Origin of the sequence: Terrabacter carboxydivorans (genome assembly GCF_039532035.1) — a bacterium.
Classification (GTDB): Bacteria; Actinomycetota; Actinomycetes; order Actinomycetales; family Dermatophilaceae; genus Terrabacter; species Terrabacter carboxydivorans.
Map to the genome: position 1 here is coordinate 34,196 of NZ_BAAARE010000014.1, position 18,225 is coordinate 52,420.

At 72.7% G+C, this 18,225-nt stretch carries 18 protein-coding genes; 13 read left to right on the plus strand and 5 right to left on the minus strand.

What is annotated here, in order from left to right; genetic code table 11:
- Window positions 1–139: 139 nt before the first annotated feature.
- A complete protein-coding gene (locus ABD297_RS15815; RefSeq protein ID WP_344255999.1) occupies window positions 140–610 on the plus strand; it encodes a PleD family two-component system response regulator in 471 nt (156 codons plus the stop codon).
- A 3-nt stretch (window positions 611–613) separates the two neighbouring features.
- Window positions 614–1,663 (plus strand): anthranilate phosphoribosyltransferase, encoded by a 1,050-nt coding sequence (gene trpD / locus ABD297_RS15820; RefSeq protein WP_344256000.1) that lies wholly within the window; start codon window positions 614–616, stop codon window positions 1,661–1,663.
- Window positions 1,664–1,865: 202 nt separating this feature from the next.
- Here trpD and ABD297_RS15825 read toward each other — a convergent pair whose 3' ends face one another.
- Window positions 1,866–2,150: an Lrp/AsnC family transcriptional regulator gene (locus ABD297_RS15825; RefSeq protein ID WP_344256001.1), complete on the minus strand. Its 285-nt coding sequence runs from the start codon at window positions 2,148–2,150 to the stop codon at window positions 1,866–1,868.
- 19 nt (window positions 2,151–2,169) lie between these two features.
- Window positions 2,170–3,987, minus strand: coding sequence for a DEDD exonuclease domain-containing protein (locus tag ABD297_RS15830; RefSeq protein ID WP_344256002.1), 1,818 nt, complete (start codon window positions 3,985–3,987; stop codon window positions 2,170–2,172).
- Window positions 3,988–4,318: 331 nt separating this feature from the next.
- On the opposite strand from ABD297_RS15830, the gene ABD297_RS15835 reads away from it, so the two are divergent.
- Together ABD297_RS15835 and ABD297_RS15840 are read left to right on the plus strand one after the other, a co-directional pair.
- Entirely contained in the window at window positions 4,319–4,606 is a 288-nt protein-coding gene (locus tag ABD297_RS15835; protein ID WP_344256004.1) for a hypothetical protein, read from the plus strand.
- A 99-nt stretch (window positions 4,607–4,705) separates the two neighbouring features.
- Window positions 4,706–6,010 (plus strand): hypothetical protein, encoded by a 1,305-nt coding sequence (locus tag ABD297_RS15840; protein ID WP_344256005.1) that lies wholly within the window; start codon window positions 4,706–4,708, stop codon window positions 6,008–6,010.
- 4 nt (window positions 6,011–6,014) lie between these two features.
- Here ABD297_RS15840 and ABD297_RS15845 read toward each other — a convergent pair whose 3' ends face one another.
- Window positions 6,015–7,805 (minus strand): AMP-dependent synthetase/ligase, encoded by a 1,791-nt coding sequence (locus ABD297_RS15845; protein ID WP_344256006.1) that lies wholly within the window; start codon window positions 7,803–7,805, stop codon window positions 6,015–6,017.
- Window positions 7,806–8,024: 219 nt separating this feature from the next.
- Here ABD297_RS15845 and ABD297_RS15850 point away from each other — a divergent pair, with 219 nt between their 5' ends.
- From ABD297_RS15850 to ABD297_RS15865, 4 genes are read left to right on the plus strand one after another with little or no spacing between them, the layout of a single operon-like run.
- Window positions 8,025–8,468 (plus strand): SRPBCC family protein, encoded by a 444-nt coding sequence (locus ABD297_RS15850; RefSeq protein ID WP_344256007.1) that lies wholly within the window; start codon window positions 8,025–8,027, stop codon window positions 8,466–8,468.
- A 6-nt stretch (window positions 8,469–8,474) separates the two neighbouring features.
- Entirely contained in the window at window positions 8,475–9,116 is a 642-nt protein-coding gene (locus ABD297_RS15855) for a hypothetical protein (RefSeq protein WP_344256008.1), read from the plus strand.
- Entirely contained in the window at window positions 9,113–10,081 is a 969-nt protein-coding gene (locus tag ABD297_RS15860) for an ROK family glucokinase (protein ID WP_344256009.1), read from the plus strand. The genes ABD297_RS15855 and ABD297_RS15860 overlap by 4 nt, the downstream gene beginning before the upstream one ends.
- A gap of 39 nt (window positions 10,082–10,120) precedes the next feature.
- Window positions 10,121–10,801, plus strand: coding sequence for an endonuclease/exonuclease/phosphatase family protein (locus ABD297_RS15865; protein ID WP_344256010.1), 681 nt, complete (start codon window positions 10,121–10,123; stop codon window positions 10,799–10,801).
- Here ABD297_RS15865 and ABD297_RS15870 read toward each other — a convergent pair.
- Window positions 10,798–11,472, minus strand: coding sequence for a hypothetical protein (locus ABD297_RS15870; protein WP_344256011.1), 675 nt, complete (start codon window positions 11,470–11,472; stop codon window positions 10,798–10,800). The genes ABD297_RS15865 and ABD297_RS15870 overlap by 4 nt on opposite strands.
- Before the next feature lie 177 nt (window positions 11,473–11,649).
- Between ABD297_RS15870 and ABD297_RS15875 the strand changes: the two genes are divergently transcribed.
- The 5 genes from ABD297_RS15875 to ABD297_RS15895 all read left to right on the plus strand — a co-directional run bounded on the left by ABD297_RS15875 (window position 11,650) and on the right by ABD297_RS15895 (window position 17,219).
- A complete protein-coding gene (locus ABD297_RS15875) occupies window positions 11,650–12,573 on the plus strand; it encodes a lysophospholipid acyltransferase family protein (RefSeq protein WP_344256012.1) in 924 nt (307 codons plus the stop codon).
- Window positions 12,574–12,577: 4 nt separating this feature from the next.
- Window positions 12,578–13,840 carry a MacS family sensor histidine kinase gene (gene macS / locus ABD297_RS15880; protein ID WP_344256013.1) on the plus strand — a complete coding sequence of 421 codons (1,263 nt, stop codon included), beginning with the start codon at window positions 12,578–12,580 and terminating at the stop codon, window positions 13,838–13,840.
- Entirely contained in the window at window positions 13,837–14,547 is a 711-nt protein-coding gene (locus ABD297_RS15885) for a response regulator (protein ID WP_425581179.1), read from the plus strand. The genes macS and ABD297_RS15885 overlap by 4 nt, the downstream gene beginning before the upstream one ends.
- Before the next feature lie 166 nt (window positions 14,548–14,713).
- Window positions 14,714–16,150, plus strand: a complete 1,437-nt coding sequence (locus ABD297_RS15890; RefSeq protein ID WP_344256014.1) for a class II 3-deoxy-7-phosphoheptulonate synthase — start codon at window positions 14,714–14,716, stop codon at window positions 16,148–16,150.
- 4 nt (window positions 16,151–16,154) lie between these two features.
- Window positions 16,155–17,219: a threonine aldolase family protein gene (locus ABD297_RS15895; protein ID WP_344256015.1), complete on the plus strand. Its 1,065-nt coding sequence runs from the start codon at window positions 16,155–16,157 to the stop codon at window positions 17,217–17,219.
- Window positions 17,220–17,324: 105 nt separating this feature from the next.
- Here ABD297_RS15895 and ABD297_RS15900 read toward each other — a convergent pair whose 3' ends face one another.
- Entirely contained in the window at window positions 17,325–18,224 is a 900-nt protein-coding gene (locus ABD297_RS15900) for a DMT family transporter (RefSeq protein ID WP_344256016.1), read from the minus strand.
- Window position 18,225: the final 1 nt, after the last annotated feature.

Consider the following 18,225-nt stretch of genomic DNA (forward strand, 5'->3'; position numbering starts at 1 on the left):
CGTGACCATTCCGACACGAACCCTGAACAGCCGTGCCGCGGGCCGTCCGGGAACACCTTCCCACGTGGCTCGCGGCGCCCGTCCCGCGGGTCGGAGGTCGGTGCGCTGGCGCGTGCTCCGCCCCGGTAGCATCGGGCGCATGACCGCCTCGAACGACAGCGCAGCGCAGGCCCCGTCCACCGCCATCTCGACGACGTCCGGGTCGCAGCGGCCGGTCGTGCGGGTCAGCGTGCTGCTCTACAGCGACGACATCACGACCCGTGACGCGGTGCGCGCGGCCGTCGGTCGTCGTCCCGCCAAGGACGTCGAGGTGGTGCGCTGGCACGAGTGCGCCACGGCGGACGCCGTCATCAGCTCCGTCGAGTCCGAGCGCTTCGACATCCTCGTCGTCGACGGCGAGGCGGCCAAGGTCGGAGGCCTCGGCCTGGCCCGTCAGCTCAAGAACGAGATCTTCGAGTGCCCCCCGATCGTCGTGCTCACCGGTCGTCCGCAGGACAGCTGGCTCGCCGCGTGGTCCCAGGCCGACCTGGCCGTCCCGCACCCGCTCGACCCGATCGCGCTGACGTCGGCCATCGCCACGCTCGCGCGTTCGGGCGTGCCGACGGCCTGACGCATGGCGTCGGACACGACGACTTGGCCCTCGGTCCTCAGCGACCTCATCGCCGGTCACGACCTCGACCGGTCGAGGGCCGAGTGGTGCATGGGCCAGATCATGAGCGGCGAGGCCACGCCCTCACAGGTCGCCGGCTTCCTCATCGGGCTGCGCGCCAAGGGCGAGAGCATCGAGGAGATGCGCGGCCTCGCCGAGCAGATGCTCGCGCACGCTCGGCGCATCGAGGTGCCCGGCCCAAGCCTCGACATCGTCGGCACGGGTGGTGACCGGGCGCACACCGTCAACATCTCGACGATGTCCTCGATGGTCGCCGCGGCCGCGGGGGTTCGGCTCGTCAAGCACGGCAACCGTGCGGCGTCGTCGTCCTCGGGTTCGGCCGACGTGCTCGAGGCGCTCGGCATCGACCTGTCCCTGCCGCCCGAGCGCGTCGTCGAGGTGGCGTCCGAGGCCGGCATCACCTTCTGCTTCGCGCAGACCTTCCACCCCTCGTTCCGGCACACCTCAGTCCCGCGCCGTGACCTCGGCATCGGGACGGCGTTCAACTTCCTCGGCCCGCTGACCAACCCCGCCCAGCCGACGTATGCCGCGGTGGGCTGCGCCGACGCCCGCATGGCGCCGCTGCTCGCCGGGGTCTTCGCCGACCGCGGGAAGGACGCCGCGGTCTTCCGGGGCGACGACGGCCTCGACGAGGTCACCGTCTCGACGACGACGCACGTCTGGTGGGTGCGCGGCGGGGTCGTCTCCGAGCGCTCGCTCGACCCCACGCGGCTCGGGCTCGAGCTGCATCCCATCGAGGAGCTGCGGGGCGGCGACGCGGCGCACAACGCCGGGGTGGTCGTCGACGTCTTCGCGGGAGCCCGCGGAGCGGTGCGCGACGCGGTGCTGCTCAACGCCGGCATCGCCCTGGCGCTCACGCAGCCGGACTCGGGTCCGTCCGAGGCCGACTTCGACGCGGACCTGCGCGCGGGGATGGACCGGGCGGCTGCCGCGATCGACAGCGGCGCGGCCACGGCCCTCGTCGAGCGCTGGGTGTCCGCCACCCGCAACTAGACGCCGCGCACCGCAGCCACGTCCCGCGTCGAGCGCGGGGTGACCGTCAGCTGCGCCTGGACGCAGCGCGTCGCGGCCACGGCCTCGTCCCGCGTCGAGCGCTGGGTGTGCGTCACCCGCGGCCGAGGGGGTGCAGCGGCGGCGCCGACAGACGTTGGTGTGTCGGCGCGCCGCTGACAGCCGCGCGGCGACGCGACCGGCGTCAGTCGCCGTCGAGGCCCAGGCTGAAGGCTGCTTCGAGGTCGTGGGAGGAGTAGGTCCGGAAGGCGATGTGCGTGGACGTGCCGACGATGCCCTCGACCTTGTTGAGCCGGTCGGCGATGACGTCGGCGAACTCCTCGTGCGCCTTGACCCGGACCATGGCGATGAGGTCGGCGTCACCGGTCACCGAGTAGACCTCGGACACGGCCGGGATGTCGGCGATGGCCTCGGCGACCTCGGGGATCCGGTCGACCTCGCAGCTGATCATGACGATGGCGGTGATCACGAGGACACCCTAGCCGGGACTAGCCCGCGTGCCGCAGGCCGCCGCCCCGGCGGGCGGAGCCCGAACGCTCGGCCCGTCGCCTCCCACCGGCCCCTGCGCCGGCGCCTCCGGGGGCGGCCGGTCCGGGCACGTCGTGGTCGAAGCCGACGACGTCGTGCGCGGCCGCGACGGCGGGCTCGAGCTCGCTGCGGACCGAGCCGGCGCCGCCGACCGGACAGGTCCAGGACCCGTCGAGCTCGACGATGCGCACACCCGGCGCCTCGAGCCACCGGAGCAGGATCTCGGTCTCCTCGGTGAGGGCCGACGGGCGCTCCGGGGTGGGGGAGGCCACGACCTCGGCCGTGGCCTGCATGGACTGCACGTAGGGCATGGGGTCGGCTCCGCGAGGGCTCACGACGGTGCCCGCGAGGCGTCCGTGGCGGATGGTGACGAGCTCCCAGCCGCCCAGGTCGCTGCGTCGGGCGGCGACGATCTCGGGGGAGCGGACGAGAGGGGCGAGCCGTTGGGCGCGTGCCGCCCCCCGGACGAGCTGGAGGAAGCGGTCACGGACGCGGGCGGCGTCCTCGAAGCGCTGCTGCGAGGCGAGCTCCTCCAGCCGGGCGCGGAGCAGCTCGGCACCGGGGCGGGCGTCCCCGGTGAAGATCGCCCGGCACTCCGCGACGACCACGGCGTAGTCACCCTCGGACTGTGCGCCGGTGCACGGGGCCCCGCACCGCCCCATGTCGGCGAGGGCGCAGGCGGTGCCGCGACCGGTCAGGCGGCCGGTGCACTGACGCAGGGGCACGACCTCGTGCACCGCGTCGATCGCCGACTGGGCCGTGACCCGCGACCGGAAAGGGCCGATGTAGTGGGCGCCGTCGTCCTTGACCTGTCGGACGATCGACAGGCGCGGGAAGCGCTCCTGGGTGAGCTTGACCCAGACGAGGGTGCGGGCGTGCTTGGAACGGCGGTTGAAACGGGGCTTGTGCTCGTCGATGAGCCTCAGCTCGCGCACCTGGGCCTCGAGCGAGGTCTGGCACACCACCGGGTGGACGACGTGGGCGAGCCGCACCATCTCGGCCATCCGGCTGCGCTGCTCGGAGGCGGTGAAGTAGCTGCGGACGCGGGTGCGGATGTCGCGGCTCGTGCCGACGTAGAGGACGCGGTCGCTGCCGTCCTTGAAGAGGTAGACGCCGGGAGCGCTCGGCAGCGGGTCGGCGAGGAACCGCTTGCGGCGCTGCGAGGGCGTGACGCGTGAGCTGTAGCTGGACAGCTCCTCGAGCGTGTGGACCCCGAGGCTGCCCACGCGTCCGATCAGGCCGTGGAGCACGTCGACCGTGGCCCGGGCGTCGTGCAGGGCGCGGTGGTCCGGGGTCGTGGGTGAGCCGAACACCCGCGCGAGGGAGGACAGGCGGTGGTTGGGGGACTCGTCCCGCACGACGAGCTGCCGGGCCAGTTGGAGGGTGTCGAGGACCGGGAACCCCGGCCACCGGGCGCCGGTGCGCGCGGCGGCCGCCTTGAGGAAGCCGATGTCGAAGCCGGCGTTGTGCGCCACCAGCACGCTGCCGGCCGCGAACTCGAGGAAGGCCGGCAGGGCGCTGTCGATACGAGGGGCGTCGCGCACCATCGAGTCGGTGATCCCCGTCAGCACCGAGATGAAGGCCGGGATGGGCTCGGCGGGGTTGACGAGGGTCTGGAACTCCCCGAGGACCTCACCGCCGCGCACCTTGACGGCGCCGATCTCGGTGATGCCGCACTGCGCCGGCGTGCCCCCGGTCGTCTCGAGGTCCACGACGACGAACGTGACACCGGCAAGGGGGGTGCCGAGGTCGTCGAACGTGGACTGGATGGCTTGCATGTGCCTGACGGTATGCCGGGCCGCCGACAACGCCGCGGAGGCGCGCGACGGCCCTCATCTCAGGCGTGGGGCCCGCAAGCCCCTCTCGCGCAAGGCTGCCCGCAGCGCCGCCCCGGAATGCTCCCGGGTGCGGCGTCACCGCCGGCGGTCGTCCCACGGTCCTGACGGCGGTGCTGCCGGCCAACCCGGCCGGTCGCTTCCGAGGAGGCCGGCCGGGTAGGCGCGAGGGCACCACCAGGGGGCTGGGGGCGGCGCCGGGGGAGCGCTGTCGGTGGGGGCGCTTAGCGTCTTTCACGACAGATCGCAACGAGAGACGAAGGGTTGGACCGAGATGATGCTCGTCGACTGCCAGACCTGCCCGGTGCGGGACGTCCACTGCGCAGACTGCATGGTGACCGCCCTGACCAGCGCGACCACGATCCCGCTCCGGCCGGTCACGCACCAGCCCGACGGCCGAACGGTTGAGGGGGCGACGGCTCCCCTCGACCGCGCCGAGCGGCGTGCCGTCTCGGCCTTCCTGGCCGCCGGGCTCGTCACGACGGCCACCGCCAATGCCGCCCGGGCCGACCTCGACCGCGTCGGGGTCGGCGCACCGCACCGGGACCGCAGGGCCGTCTGACCCGAGGTGTCGGCCCGGTCCCACGGCGCGTGGCACGATGACGCGGTGTCCCGCCGCAGCCGTCGCACCTCTGGTCGGCCGACCGCCTCGCTTGCGCTCGTGACGTCCGTGGCGGTCGTCCTCGGTGCATGCACCGCGCCCGAGGCTCCCGCCTCCTCGACCGGTGCGCGCGCCACCGCCACCGCCGAGGGCGGCCCCGGAGCAGGGGTGACGTCCGACCTACCTCCGCAGGCGTGGGCGGCCGCGCGCACCGACGCCGTGACGCGGCTGCTCCGGGCCCGGGCCGCCGCGGCGGACGCGGGGGACGAGCCCGGCTGGCTGACCCCTCTCGGGGGCACCTCGGCCGCGTCCCTGCGCGCCGAGCAGGCCGCGGTCCTCGCACGCATGAGGGCGATGCAGGCGAGCGACATGGAGCTCACCAGGGTCCGCGAGGTGACCGCGCCCGTGCCGGCTCCACGGGGCACCGAGGTCGAGTGGGACGTGAGGGCGAGCTTCACGTACAGACTCCGTGACTTCGACACGGCGCCCAGGACCTTCGACCTCGACCTCACGTTCAAGGCAGATCCGGCCCGTCCCGCCGCCCTCGTCATCACCTCCTGCGCCCCGTCGGACCGCCCCCAGCCGTGGGACCTGGCCGGACTCGTCGTCCGCCGGTCTCCGACCGCCCTCGTGCTCGCCGTCGGCTCTCCCGCGCGGGTCGACGAGGTGGTCGCTCGCGCGCGGACCGCAGCGTCCCGCGTCGCCGCCGTGTGGGGCGAGGTGCGGCCCTCCGTGTGGGTCTCGCCCGCCACCGATGCCGACGCAGCGCGCCTGCTCGGGCGTTCGGCCGGCGACCTCGTGGGGGTCGCTGCGGCGACGGACGGCCCCTTGACCCCGGGCGAGCGGGCCGGGGCCGACCGCATCGTCCTCGTGCCGGGTGCCTGGACGTCGCTGCGACCCGACGGGCGCGACGTCGTCATGACCCACGAGCTGACCCACGTCACGGTGCGGGCCTCGACCACCCGTGCCGTGCCCGTCTGGCTGTCCGAGGGCTTCGCCGAGCTCGTCGCCTACGAGCCCATCAACCTGCCGGAGGCAACCGTCGTCGCTCCTGCTCTCGCGCGTGCCAGGACCTCGGGGCTGCCGGGCGCGCTGCCCGCCGACGCGGACTTCGAGCCCGGCACGCAGACCCTCGCCTCGGCATACGGCCTGGCCCTGCTGGCCCTGCGCACGCTCGCCGACCGCTACGGCACCCAGGCCGTCGTCCGGCTCTACCGCGCGGCCGCGGGAGGACTCGCGTCGCCGACCGACCGTCTCGACGACCGCGAGGCAGCCGTCGACGACGCGTTGCGCTCGGTCATGGGGTCATCGCGCACGGCCCTCGTGCAGCAGTGGCAGGCGCGTCTGCGCCACCTGCTCGGCTGACGCCTCAGGCGTAGAGCTTCTCCACCTCGTCGCCGAAGTCCTTCATGACGACGTTGCGCTTGAGCTTCAGCGACGGCGTGAGGTAGCCGTTCGCCTCGGTGAAGTCTCCGGGCAGCACCGAGAACTTCCGGATCGACTCGGCCTTTGACACGGCGTCGTTGGCCCGGTCGACGGCCTCCTGGAGAGCCTCGAGCACCTTCGGGTGCGTGCGGGCCTGCTCGAGCGAGACGCCCTCGACACCGTGGCTCTTGGCCCAGAGGGGCCACATCTCCTCGTCGAGCGTCAGGAGCACGCCGACGAAGGGCTTCTGGTCGCCGACGACGATGCACTGCGAGACGAGGGGGTGCGAGCGCAGGCGGTCCTCGAGCACGGCCGGGGCGACGTTCTTGCCGCCCGCGGTCACGAGGATCTCCTTCTTGCGACCCGTGATCCGCAGGTAGCCGTCGTCGTCGAGCTCGCCGATGTCACCGGTGTGGAACCAGCCGTCGACGATGGCGTCGGAGGTCGCCGTCGGGTTGTCGTGGTAGCGGGTGAAGACGCCGACGCCCTTGAGCAGGATCTCGCCGTCGTCGGCGATCCGGATGCCGGTGCCCGGCAGGGGCGGCCCGACGGTGCCGATCTTGATCCGGTCGGGGGTGTTGACCGCGACCGGGGCCGTCGTCTCGGTGAGGCCGTAGCCCTCGAGGATGACCACGCCGATGCCGCGGTAGAAGTGCCCGAGGCGGGTGCCGAGGGGAGCGCCGCCGGAGACGGCGTAGCGCACCTGGCCGCCCATGGCGGCGCGGAGCTTGCCGTAGACGAGGCGGTCGAACACGGCGTGCTGGACACGCAGCCCCAGGCCCGGCCCCCCGGCGTCGAGGGCTTCGCTGTAGGCGATCGCGACGGTCGCCGCGCGCAGGAAGATCTTGCCCTTGCCCTCGGCCGACGCCTTGGCCTCGGCGGAGTTGAAGATCTTCTCGAAGACGCGCGGGACGGCGAGCACGAACGTCGGCTGGAAGCCCGCGAAGTCGTCGAGGAGGTTCTTGATGTCGGCCGAGTGACCCATGCGGGCACGTCCGGCCACGCAGAGCACCTCGATGAAGCGGGCGAAGACGTGCGCGAGCGGGAGGAAGAGCAGCGTCGAGGCGTTGTCGGTCAGCACGAGCGCGCCCAGCTTCTCGATGGCGTTCTCCGCGAGGTCGAGGAAGTTGCCGTGGGTCAGCTCGCAGCCCTTGGGGCGACCCGTCGTGCCCGAGGTGTAGATGATGGTCGCGACCGAGCGGCGGTCGAGCCCGGCGCGGCGGCGGTCGAGGTCGGCGTCGGCCACCGCATGGCCCTTCTCGCGCAGCGCGTCCAGCCCGCCGCCGTCGATGGTGACGATCTCGCGCAGCGAGGGCACCTCGTCCCGGACCTGCTCGACGGTGGCGCGGTGGGCGTCGGTCTCGACGACTACCAGGTGCGTGTCCGAGTCGGAGAGGATCCATTGCACCTGCTCGGCGGAGGAGGTCTCGTAGATCGGCACGACGACGGCGCCGGCGGTCCAGGCGGCGAAGTCGACGAGGGTCCACTCGTAGCGGGTGCGCGACATGAGGGCGACCCGGTCCCCGGGCTCGACACCGGCGGCGACGAGGCCTCGGGCCACGGCAGCGACGTCGTCGGCGAACTGGGTCCAGGTGATGTGGGTCCAGCCCCCCGACGGGGTCTTGCGGGAGAACGCCGTCTCGGAGGCGTTCTCCCTGGCGTTGCGCACGGGGAGGTCCGCGAGGCTTCCCTCCGTCGTGACGGGGGCAAGTGGTGCGACGACGTTGTCCTTCACTGTCACTCCTGATCGCGGGGGGCGGAACCGTGCAGCACCTTACCGATCGGTAACCGCGGCGACCACGTCACCATGATCACAGGGCGTGGTCAACGGTCCGGGCGCGCCGCCCTCGGCGCAGGGCTGCCGTCGTCACCATCTTGGCACGCAGCCGACGCGCGCCGGCGTGGGCCGCACGAAGCAGCGTCGGGCCGTGGTCGACGCGATAGCCTTCGGCGCATGGCCGATCGCACCGAGTCCTCCATCGTCATCGACGCCCCTCCCGGCGAGGTGCTCGACGTCATCGCGGACTTCGAGGCCTACCCCGAGTGGGCGGGTGAGGTGAAGGACGTCGCCGTGCTCGCCGAGGAGGGCGACGGCTGGGCCGACCAGGTGCAGTTCACCCTCGACGCCGGCGCCATCAAGGACACCTACGTGCTCGACTACGAGTGGGACGTCGTCGAGGACGGCACCGGAGTCGTCTCGTGGTCCCTCGTCTCGGCGCAGGTCCTCAAGGCGATGAACGGCTCCTACACGCTGACGTCAGACGGTGCCGGGACCAAGGTGACCTACCGCCTCGCGGTCGACGTCAAGATCCCCATGATCGGGCTGCTCAAGCGCAAGGCGGAGAAGGTCATCGTCGACACCGCGCTCAAGGAGCTGAAGAAGCGCGTCGAGGCCTGACCGACCGTGACCCCGACCGACGGTCCTGCCGCGCAGTCCGAGCAGCCCGAGCGATCCGTGCGGCCCGAGCCGACCAGCGCTGCCCACTCCGAACGACCTGAGGCGGCCTCGCCCCCCGGGAGCGTGGCCGAGGAGGCCGCCCTCCTCGTCGACCTGCTCTCCCGACGCAGCTGGGCAGGCTCTTCCGGTATGCCGCCGGCCGCCTCCCACAAGGAGGACGGCTCCGCTGCGCCTCTCGGCCACGACAGCCGGCACGAAAGCGAGCACGACGGGTCGCGCTCCTCGCAGCAGCGGTCCGGCACGAGCACGGGGGAGTGCACCTGCGGAGGGAGCACCCCCGCGGCGTGCCGGGTGTGTCCGGTGTGCCAGCTCGTCGCCTTCGTCCAGCAGGTCAACCCCGACACCATCGAGAAGGTCGCGGACTTCGTCGGCTTCGCCGCCACGGCGCTGCGTGACCTGGCCGCGACGCAGCGCGAGCGGCGGGCCGAGCCCCACCCGGACGCCGCCCGCGACGCCGCCCGCGACGCCGCCTCGGAGTCCGAGCCCGGGCCTGTCTCCGAACCAGCACCCGAGACGACCGCGTCGACGACACCCGCCTCCGCCACCGCATCCACCTCGGACAGGACCCGACCGGGAGAACGCTCATGAGCAGACGACTCGCCATCGGCATCGACATCGGAGGCACGAAGGTCGCCGGCGGTGTCGTGGACGAGTCGGGGGCGATCACCCACCGCACCCGCCGCGACACCCCGCACCGCTCGACCTCGCCCCGCGTCGTCGAGGACACCATCGTCGAGTCGGTCGAGGAGCTGCTGGGACAGGTCGATGCCGCCGACGTCGTCGCCGTGGGCATCGGCGCGGCGGGCTTCGTCGCCGAGGACCGGGCCACCGTGGTCTTCGCCCCCCACCTGTCGTGGCGCAACGAGCCGCTGCGTGACGCCCTGGCGCAACGCATCGAGCTGCCGATCACCGTCGACAACGACGCCAACGCCGCGGCCTGGGCCGAGGCGTGCTTCGGCGCCGCGCGGGGCGAGTCGCACGTCGTCGTCATCACCCTGGGGACGGGCATCGGCGGTGCACTCATCGTCGAAGGCCACGTCGAGCGCGGCCGCCACGGCATCGCCGGCGAGTTCGGCCACATGCAGATCATGCCGGGCGGCATCCGCTGCGAGTGCGGCAACCGCGGCTGCTGGGAGCAGTACGCGAGCGGCAACGCGCTCGTGCGCGAGGCCCGGGCCATGATCGAGGCCGGGTCGCCCGTCGTGGCCGACCTGCTCGCCCGTCTCGGCGGGGATGCCTCGGCCCTGACGGGTCCGTTCATCACCGAGGCCGCGCGCGAGGGGGACCCGACCGCGCGCGAGCTGCTCGCCGACATCGGTGAGTGGCTCGGGATCGGGCTGGCCAACCTCGCCTCCGCCTTCGACCCGGGCCTGTTCGTCATCGGGGGCGGTGTCAGCGCCGCGGACGAGATGCTCATCGGCCCGGCGCGCGAGGCCTTCCGCCGCCAGCTGCCCGGCCGCGGCTACCGGCCCGAGGCGCGGATCGTGCGCGCCGTTCTCGGCAGCGACGCCGGCCTCATCGGGGCGGCCGAGCTGGCGCGCGCCGGTCGCTGAGCCGTGCGAGGGGCGCGGCCGCAGCACGTGCTGCGCGTCATGAGCTACAACGTCCACGACCTCCTCGACGACCGCGCCGCAGCCGCCAGGGTCGTCCGAGCCGTCGCCCCGGACGTGCTGTGCCTGCAGGAGGTGCCGCGCCGGCTGACGACCGAGCTGCGGCTGCCGCCGTTCGCGCGGGACTGCCGCCTGCTCTGGTCGGGTGGCCGTCGCGGCACCGGTGGCACGGCCGTCCTCACGGCACCGAGGGTGGTCGTCCACGGCGTGTCCCGGGGTCGCCTCCGGGTGCGCTTCCCCGACCGGACGCGGGGGTATGCCGCCGCCACCGTCTCGCTCCCCGGCGCGGGTCCGCGGGCGCGTCCCGTCACGGTCGTCAGCGTGCACCTCGGCCTGCGACCGCAGCAGCGACGGGAGCACGCCCGGACCGTGCTCGACCGGGTGGGCGACCGGGCGGGTGACCGGACGGTCGTCGCAGGGGACCTCAACGAGGGACACGGCGGTGCGGCATACGACCTCATCGCGGCCCGTCACCCGCTTGCCTCCCCGAGCCTGCCCACCTATCCCGCCGACCGGCCCACCGTGGCGCTCGACGCGATCTTCGCCGGACGCGACCTCGAGGTCGTCGGCACGCCCGACGTCGGGGTGGACGCGCTCGATCTCGCAGCGGCATCGGACCATCGGCCCGTCTGGGTCGACCTCGACCTGCGCGAGGGGTGCTAGAGGCGGGTGCCGTCGTCGAACGGGTCGCGCTGGCTGCCACCGCGCAGGACCAGCAGCACGAAGCCGACGACGACCATGGTCAGGGCGGTCACCACCCACCAGTCGCTGCCGTCGCGGTCGAAGAAGAGCACGTAGAGCAGCAGGAGGGGGCCGCCCACGAGGCCGCCGACGATGGCCCAGAACATCGGGTCGGTCTCGGCCGACGGCAGGTCGATGTCGGAGGGTGGGACGAAGTGGTCGTCGTCGTCGACCCTCTCGCCGGCGTCGTCGCGGGGCCGGGTGCTGCCCCGCCAGACGTGCGCGGTCGTCGGCGCGATCGGCAGCTCCAGCAGGCCCGACGAGCTCGGCGGGCTCGAGGGGCCGGCCGGGTTCGGCGGCCCGGCCGGGCGCCCGGGCTTCGGAGCGTTCGTCGTGGCCGGCGGGTTCGTCGGCTTCGACGGCGTCGGTGCCGCGGTCGCCGGCCCGCCCTGGCCCGTCGCGCCGTCGGGATGGGACGCGTCGGGAGAGCCAGGACCGTCGGCCGGACCGTCGGCGTCCACCCCGTTGGACCCGGCCGTGTCGGGATCGGTGACGAGGTCGGCGGCAGCGGCGCGTGGCAGCGGGTCGGGCGCCTCGGCGTCCCACCCGGCGACGATGCGCGCGAACTCCGCGTCGAGGTCGGGGTCGCTCACGACGCGGTGCTCCGGGTCCGTCGCGCGGGCAGCCGGCAGACGGCTGCGGCGTCGGAAGGGACCGTCACGATGGGACTCCTCGGGGGAGGCGACTGAACCCACTGATCCTCGCATGCCCCGCTGGGCGGGCGCGAGTGTCGTAGAGTTCGAGCCGTCACGGACGGAAGGCGGACACGGTTGTTCTACTGGTTCCTCAAGACGATCGTCATCGGGCCGATCGTCAGGCTCGTCTTCCGCCCCTGGGTGGAGGGCGAGGAGCACATCCCCGAAGAGGGTGCCGCGATCTTCGCGAGCAACCACCTGTCCTTCTCCGACTCGATCTTCCTGCCGCTCGTCGTCTCCCGGCGCGTCACCTTCCTCGCGAAGAGCGACTACTTCACGGGCCGCGGCATCAAGGGCCGCCTGACGGCCGCCTTCTTCCGGGGCGTCGGGCAGCTTCCCGTCGACCGGTCCGGCGGCAAGGCGAGCAACGCCGCGCTCAACTCCGGCCTGAAGGTCCTGCGCCGCGGCGAGCTGCTCGGCATCTACCCCGAGGGCACCCGCTCGCCCGACGGCCGCCTCTACCGCGGTCGCACCGGTGTCGCGCGGATGGCCCTCGAGGGCAAGGTCACCGTTATCCCCGTCGCCATGATCGGCACGGACAAGGCGCAGCCCACCGGCAAGGTCATCCCGCGGATCATGCGGGTCGGGGTCCGGGTCGGCAAGCCGCTCGACTTCTCCCGCTACGAGGGCATGGAGGACGACCGCTTCGTCCTGCGCTCGATCACCGACGAGATCATGTACGAGCTGATGCTGCTGTCGGGCCAGGAGTACGTCGACATGTACGCCACGTCGATGAAGGACCGCCTCGTCTCCGCGGCCCGGGCCAAGGCACGTGAGCTGCAGGACGCCGCCAAGCCGGGCAGCGCAGCGCCCGAGCTCGAGGAGGCCCTCGACGCCGCCGAGGGCAAGCCTCGGCCGTCGAAGGGCGCCGTCACGGGCGAGCAGGGCTCGGGTCCCGACACGTCGGCCGAGGGGTCCGTCGACACGACGAGGCTCGACCACGGCGACGGTCGCAACACCGGCGACGACGGCGACGCACCCGTCGTGGCGGCCTCCTGACGTCATGGCCGACGACGCAGCCACGCCCGTCGTCGCCGCGTCGACGAGCGCGGTCCTCGACGACGAGCACGCCATCGTCCGAGGGCTCTGGCGCGGCATCGACGTCTTCCGCTGGCTGGCCCTGGCGTATGCCGTGTGGTCGACGTGGGAGCGCCACGAGCAGATAGCCCACCTCGCCCTCGGCGTCGCGGTCCTCGGGGTGCTCGCCGGATGGACCGTCGCCGTGACCCTGCAGCCGGTCCGCACCGTGCGCGCCTACGCGATCGAGCTCGCCATCGGCTGCTCCGCGATCCTCGCCACGCGCCTCGTGGACGACCCGCAGGTGATCACCGCGGGGGCCAAGACCATCCCGTCGATCTGGCCCACGGCCGCCGTCGTCGGGTTCGCGGTGCTGCGTGGCTGGCGCGGTGGACTCGCGGCCGCGTCGTTCGTCGCGGCCTGCTCCTTCGTGGAGGTCGTCGAGCCCACCCCCAACACCGTCACAAACTCGATCTTCGGTCTGCTCCTCGGCGGCTGCATCGGCTACTGCGTCGACCTCGCACGCTCGAGCCACGAAGCCCTCGCGGAGGCGATGCGGCTCGACGCGGCCCGTGCCGAGCGTGACCGTCTGGCCCGCACCGTCCACGACGGCGTGCTCCAGACCCTGGCCTTCATCAACCGTCGCGCCACCGACCTCGGGGGCGAGGCGGCTCGTCTCGGCGCCATGGCGGGCGAGCAGGAACGCATCCTGCGCACCCTCGTCAGCCAGACCGACCTCGCCGAGGTGGGCCGTGCCGTCAGCGGCGACGCCGACCTGCGCGGGTTGCTGCGCCACGTCGAGCGCGACGGTGTGCAGCTCGTGTCCCCTGCGGACGCGGTGCTCCTGCCCCGGCGGGTGGCCGACGAGGTGGTCGCAGCCGTCGAGGCGGCGCTCGACAACGTGCGCCAGCACGCCGGCGAGGACGCCCAGGCGTGGGTGCTGCTCGACGATGCCGGCGACGAGGTGGCGGTGACGATCCGCGACTCGGGGCGTGGCGTGCCCTCCGGGCGTCTGGAGCAGGCCGTCGCGCAAGGACGCCTCGGTGTCTCCTCGAGCATCCTCGGACGACTGTCCGACCTCGGCGGCACCGCGACGGTCTCGTCGGGTCCGGCCGGAGGCACGACGGTGGAGATGCGGATCCCGAATCGCCGGACGGCGCGGCCCTCCCACCGACACCATGGTCACCAGCCGGACCGCATCGCCGACAGGCAGGCGGGCACCCGGACACAGGGACGAGGAGCATCGTGACGGAGCAGCAGGACGCCATGCCGCAGGGGAGCAGCGAGCGGCCCGAGCACATCCGAGTCGTGGTCGCGGACGACCACCCGATGTGGCGCGACGCCGTCGCCCGCGACCTCGCCGACGCCGGCTTCGAGGTGCTCGCGACTGCCGACGACGGGCGCTCGGCCGTGGCCCGCACGCGGGCGACCGTGCCCGACGTCCTCGTCCTCGACCTCAACCTGCCCGGCCTCACCGGCGCCGAGGTCTGCGCCGCCCTGGCCGCGGCCCGGGTGCCGACCAGGATCCTGATCCTGTCGGCCAGCGGCGACCACCAGGACGTCCTCGACGCCGTCAAGGCCGGAGCGCTCGGCTACCTCGTGAAGTCGGCCGGGCGCGAGGAGTTCCTCGCGGCGGTCCGCGCCACGGCCGCGGGCGAGCCCGTCTTCACCGCAGGGCTGGCGGGGCTCGTGCTCGGGGAGTTCCGGCGCGTCAAGGCCGAGGGCGGCGGCAGCGCGGAGCGGCCCATCCCGGAGCTCACCGACCGCGAGACGGAGATCCTCAAGTACGTCGCGACCGGCATGGGCTACAAGGAGATCGCCGCGACCCTCTTCCTCTCGCACCGCACCGTGCAGAACCACGTGCAGAACATCTTCGGCAAGCTCCAGATGCACAACCGGGTCGAGCTCGTCCGCTTCGCCATGGAGCGCGGCCTCGACCTGGCCGACCCGACCTGAGGCCGGCCCTCAGGGCGGGCCTGAGGCTGGGCCAGAGGCTGGGCCTGACGCCTGATGTCGTCACGGACGAGCTGCCCGGCCCGGCTACCCGCAACGGCGCCGTCGCGCGGGACGGGACGACACGGCATACGACCTCGGTGACACCTCACGTCGCGGAGGTTTCGGGATGCGGACCCGTGCCGGAGCACCCTGCGGCGACGTCTACGCTGACGGGGTGAACACGAGGACCGTCACCGCCGATGCCGGACTCGACCCCGAGAACGGGGCCGAGGCCCTGGCCGCCCTCACGGCTGCCGCCGCCGAGCTCGAGGCCCAGCAGCAGCCTGCCTGGCCCGACACGGCCGCGCTGGCCGAGGTGATCGAGACCCTCGCCTCGTATCCTCCGCTCGTCTTCGCCGGGGAGTGCGACATCCTCACCGACCGGATGGCCAAGGCCGCCGTCGGCGAGGCCTTCGTGCTCCAGGGCGGCGACTGCGCCGAGACCTTCGCGTCCGCGACCGCCGACAACATCCGCGACCGCATCAAGACGATCCTGCAGATGGCTGCGGTGCTGACCTACGGCGCGTCCGTCCCGATCATCAAGATCGGCCGCATGGCCGGGCAGTACGCCAAGCCGCGCAGCTCGACCGTCGAGACCCGTGAGGGCGTGACCCTGCCCGCCTTCCGCGGCGACATGGTCAACGACTTCGCCTTCCACGAGACCGCCCGCATCCCCGACCCGCAGCGCCTCGTCCGCGCGTACCACGCGAGCTCGGCGACCCTCAACCTCGTGCGCGCTTTCACGACAGGCGGATTCGCCGACCTGCGACACGTGCACGACTGGAACCGCGGCTTCGTCGCCAACTCGGCCAACCAGCGCTACGAGAAGATCGCCAAGGACATCGACAAGGCCATGAAGTTCATGGCTGCGTGCGGCGCCGACTTCGACGCCATGCGCACCGTCGAGTTCTACGCGGCCCACGAGGCCCTCCTGCTCGACTACGAGCGCCCGCTCACGCGCATCGACTCGCGCTCGGGGCGCCTCTACGACACCTCGGGCCACTTCGTGTGGGTCGGTGAGCGCACCCGCCAGCTCGACGGCGCCCACGTCGACTTCGTCTCGCGCATCAGCAACCCGATCGGCGTCAAGCTCGGCCCGAAGGCCGACATCGACGAGGTCCTGCGCCTCATCGACAAGGTCGACCCCAACCGCACCCCGGGCCGCCTGACCTTCATCACGCGGATGGGTGCCGGCACGATCCGGGACGCCCTCCCCGCCCTTGTCGACAAGGTGACGGCGTCCGGCGCGACCGTGACGTGGATCTGCGACCCCATGCACGGCAACACGTTCGAGAGCCCGTCCGGCTACAAGACGCGCGACTTCGAGGACATCGTCGAGGAGGTCCGCGGCTTCTTCGAGGTGCACCAGTCCCTCGGGACGATCCCCGGCGGCATTCACGTGGAGCTCACCGGCAACGACGTCACGGAGTGCCTGGGCGGAGCGGAGAAGATCATCGACTCCGACCTCGAGAAGCGCTACGAGTCGGTGTGCGACCCGCGCCTGAACCACCAGCAGTCGCTCGAGCTCGCGTTCCTCGTGGCCGAGATGCTCGGCCAGGCCTGAGCCGGTGGCGGCGACGAGTCCCTTCCGGGCGGACCTGCTCAGCGACACCCTGACCCGGCCCTCCGAGGCGATGCGCCAGGCCATGGCTCGGGCCGAGGTCGGCGACGACGTCTTCGGCGAGGACCCGACGCTGCGGGCTCTCGAGGAACGTGTGGCGGGACTGCTGGGCCACGAGGCCGCGCTCTTCACGCCCTCGGGCTCGATGGCCAACCAGCTGGGCGTGCGGCTGCACGTCAAGCCGGGGGAGGAGCTCGTCGGGGACTCCCTCGCGCACGTGGTGCGGGCCGAGCTGGGCGCTGCGGCCGTGCTCTCGGGCATCTCGTCGCGCACCTGGGTCTCCGAGCGCGGCCGGTTCCGCGCCGACGACGCCGCCTCGCTCATGATCACCGGGGTCGGGCCCTACCAGGTCTGCACCTCGCTCGTGGTCGTCGAGAACACCCACAACTTCGGCGGCGGCACCGTGCAGTCGCTGAGCGAGATCCATCGGGCCCGCGAGCTGACGCAGGCGCGCGGTGTCGCCATGCACCTCGACGGGGCGCGCCTCTTCAACGCCCACGTCGCCTCCGGCGTGCCGGTCGGTGTCTACGGCGCCGAGTTCGACACCGTGTCCATCTGTCTCAGCAAGGGCCTCGGGGCACCCGTCGGGAGCGTCCTCGTCGGCTCGGCCGACGCGATGGCCGAGTCGCGCATCTGGCGCAAGCGCTTCGGGGGAGGCATGCGTCAGGCCGGGATCCTCGCTGCTGCAGGGCTCTTCGCGCTCGACCACAACGTCGAGCGGCTGGCCGACGACCACGCGCGGGCACGACGTGCCGCTGAGGCGATGGCCGAGGCGGCACCCGGCTCCGTCGACCTCGCGACGGTCGAGACCAACATCGTCATCGTCGACGTGGCCGCTGTGGGGTGGACGTCGGCGGACTTCGTCGCAGCCGCGCTCACCGAGGGTGTCAGGACGTATGCCGTGGGGCCCGGTGCCGTGCGCCTCGTCTGGCACCTGGACGTCGACGACGCAGGCACCGACGCCGCGATCGACGTCCTCACGGCACTGCTGCGCTCGGCCCCTGACGCCTGAGACCCGTCCCGGTTCCGCCACCGAACGCTGCGTTCGCCGCCGAACTCACTGGTAGAACACCGTTTTCGCCACCGAACGCTGCGTTCGGTGCGTGCGAGCGGCGCGTCAGACCTCGTGGTGGAGTACCTCGGCAGGCAGCTCGCCCGGGCGTCGACGGGCGAGGATCTCGACGGCATACATCGCCGTGAGCACGAGGGCGCCGCCGAGCACCATCCGGAGCGTCGCGGCCTCGTCGCCGAGGGTCACGGCGAAGAACGCGGCAAAGACCGGCTCGAGCGTCATGACGATCGCGGCCCGGGTGGCCGGGAGGTGCGCCTGCGCCCACGTCTGCACCCACAGCGCCAGGATGCTCGCGAAGACCACCATGTAGATGACGGTGCCCCACTGGCGCGTCGTGCTCGGCAGCACGATGCCCCCGGGAAGGGCCCCGACGACGCAGATGACGGCGATGACGATCATCTGCACGACCGACAGGCCCGTCGCGATCTCGGAGGCGCTGTGGCGCCCGAGCCCCACGATGTGCAGCGCGTAGAGGGCTGCAGCGAGCAGCGTGATCGCCTCGCCGGCCCCGACCGAGAGTCCGTTGAGGGACAGCAACGCGAGGCCACCGGTCGCGAGCCCGACTGCGGCCCAGGTCGATCCGGGCACTCGCTCGCGCAGGATCACGGCGGTGAAGACGGGGGTCAGCACGACGTAGGTGCCCGTGACGAAGCCGGACACCGAGGCCGGCGTCGTCGCGAGTCCCACGGTCTGGAAGATCTGGGCCAGCCCGTAGAGCACGCCGAGACCCGCCCCGACGAGGACCTGCCGGCGGCTGAGGGCACGGACAGGCCGCCAGAAGACGACGAGCATGACGACGGCCGAGATGGTGAAGCGCACCGCGAGGAAGTCCATCGCGGGCAGCGACTGCACGAGGTCGCGGATGAGGAAGAAGGTCGAGCCCCAGACGGCGGTCAGCGAGACGAGCAGGATCGTTGCGAGGCGCGAGCGCGCCGAACCGGTCACC

Bases quoted from the DNA above. Each gene is read 5' to 3' on its own strand.
- ABD297_RS15815 (WP_344255999.1), top strand. From the start codon at position 140: ATGACCGCCTCGAACGACAGCGCAGCGCAGGCCCCGTCCACCGCCATC.
- trpD (WP_344256000.1), top strand. From the start codon at position 614: ATGGCGTCGGACACGACGACTTGGCCCTCGGTCCTCAGCGACCTCATC.
- ABD297_RS15830 (WP_344256002.1), bottom strand. From the start codon at position 3,987: ATGCAAGCCATCCAGTCCACGTTCGACGACCTCGGCACCCCCCTTGCC.
- ABD297_RS15835 (WP_344256004.1), top strand. From the start codon at position 4,319: ATGATGCTCGTCGACTGCCAGACCTGCCCGGTGCGGGACGTCCACTGC.
- ABD297_RS15850 (WP_344256007.1), top strand. From the start codon at position 8,025: ATGGCCGATCGCACCGAGTCCTCCATCGTCATCGACGCCCCTCCCGGC.
- ABD297_RS15860 (WP_344256009.1), top strand. From the start codon at position 9,113: ATGAGCAGACGACTCGCCATCGGCATCGACATCGGAGGCACGAAGGTC.
- ABD297_RS15865 (WP_344256010.1), top strand. From the start codon at position 10,121: ATGAGCTACAACGTCCACGACCTCCTCGACGACCGCGCCGCAGCCGCC.
- macS (WP_344256013.1), top strand. From the start codon at position 12,578: ATGGCCGACGACGCAGCCACGCCCGTCGTCGCCGCGTCGACGAGCGCG.
- ABD297_RS15890 (WP_344256014.1), top strand. From the start codon at position 14,714: ATGCGGACCCGTGCCGGAGCACCCTGCGGCGACGTCTACGCTGACGGG.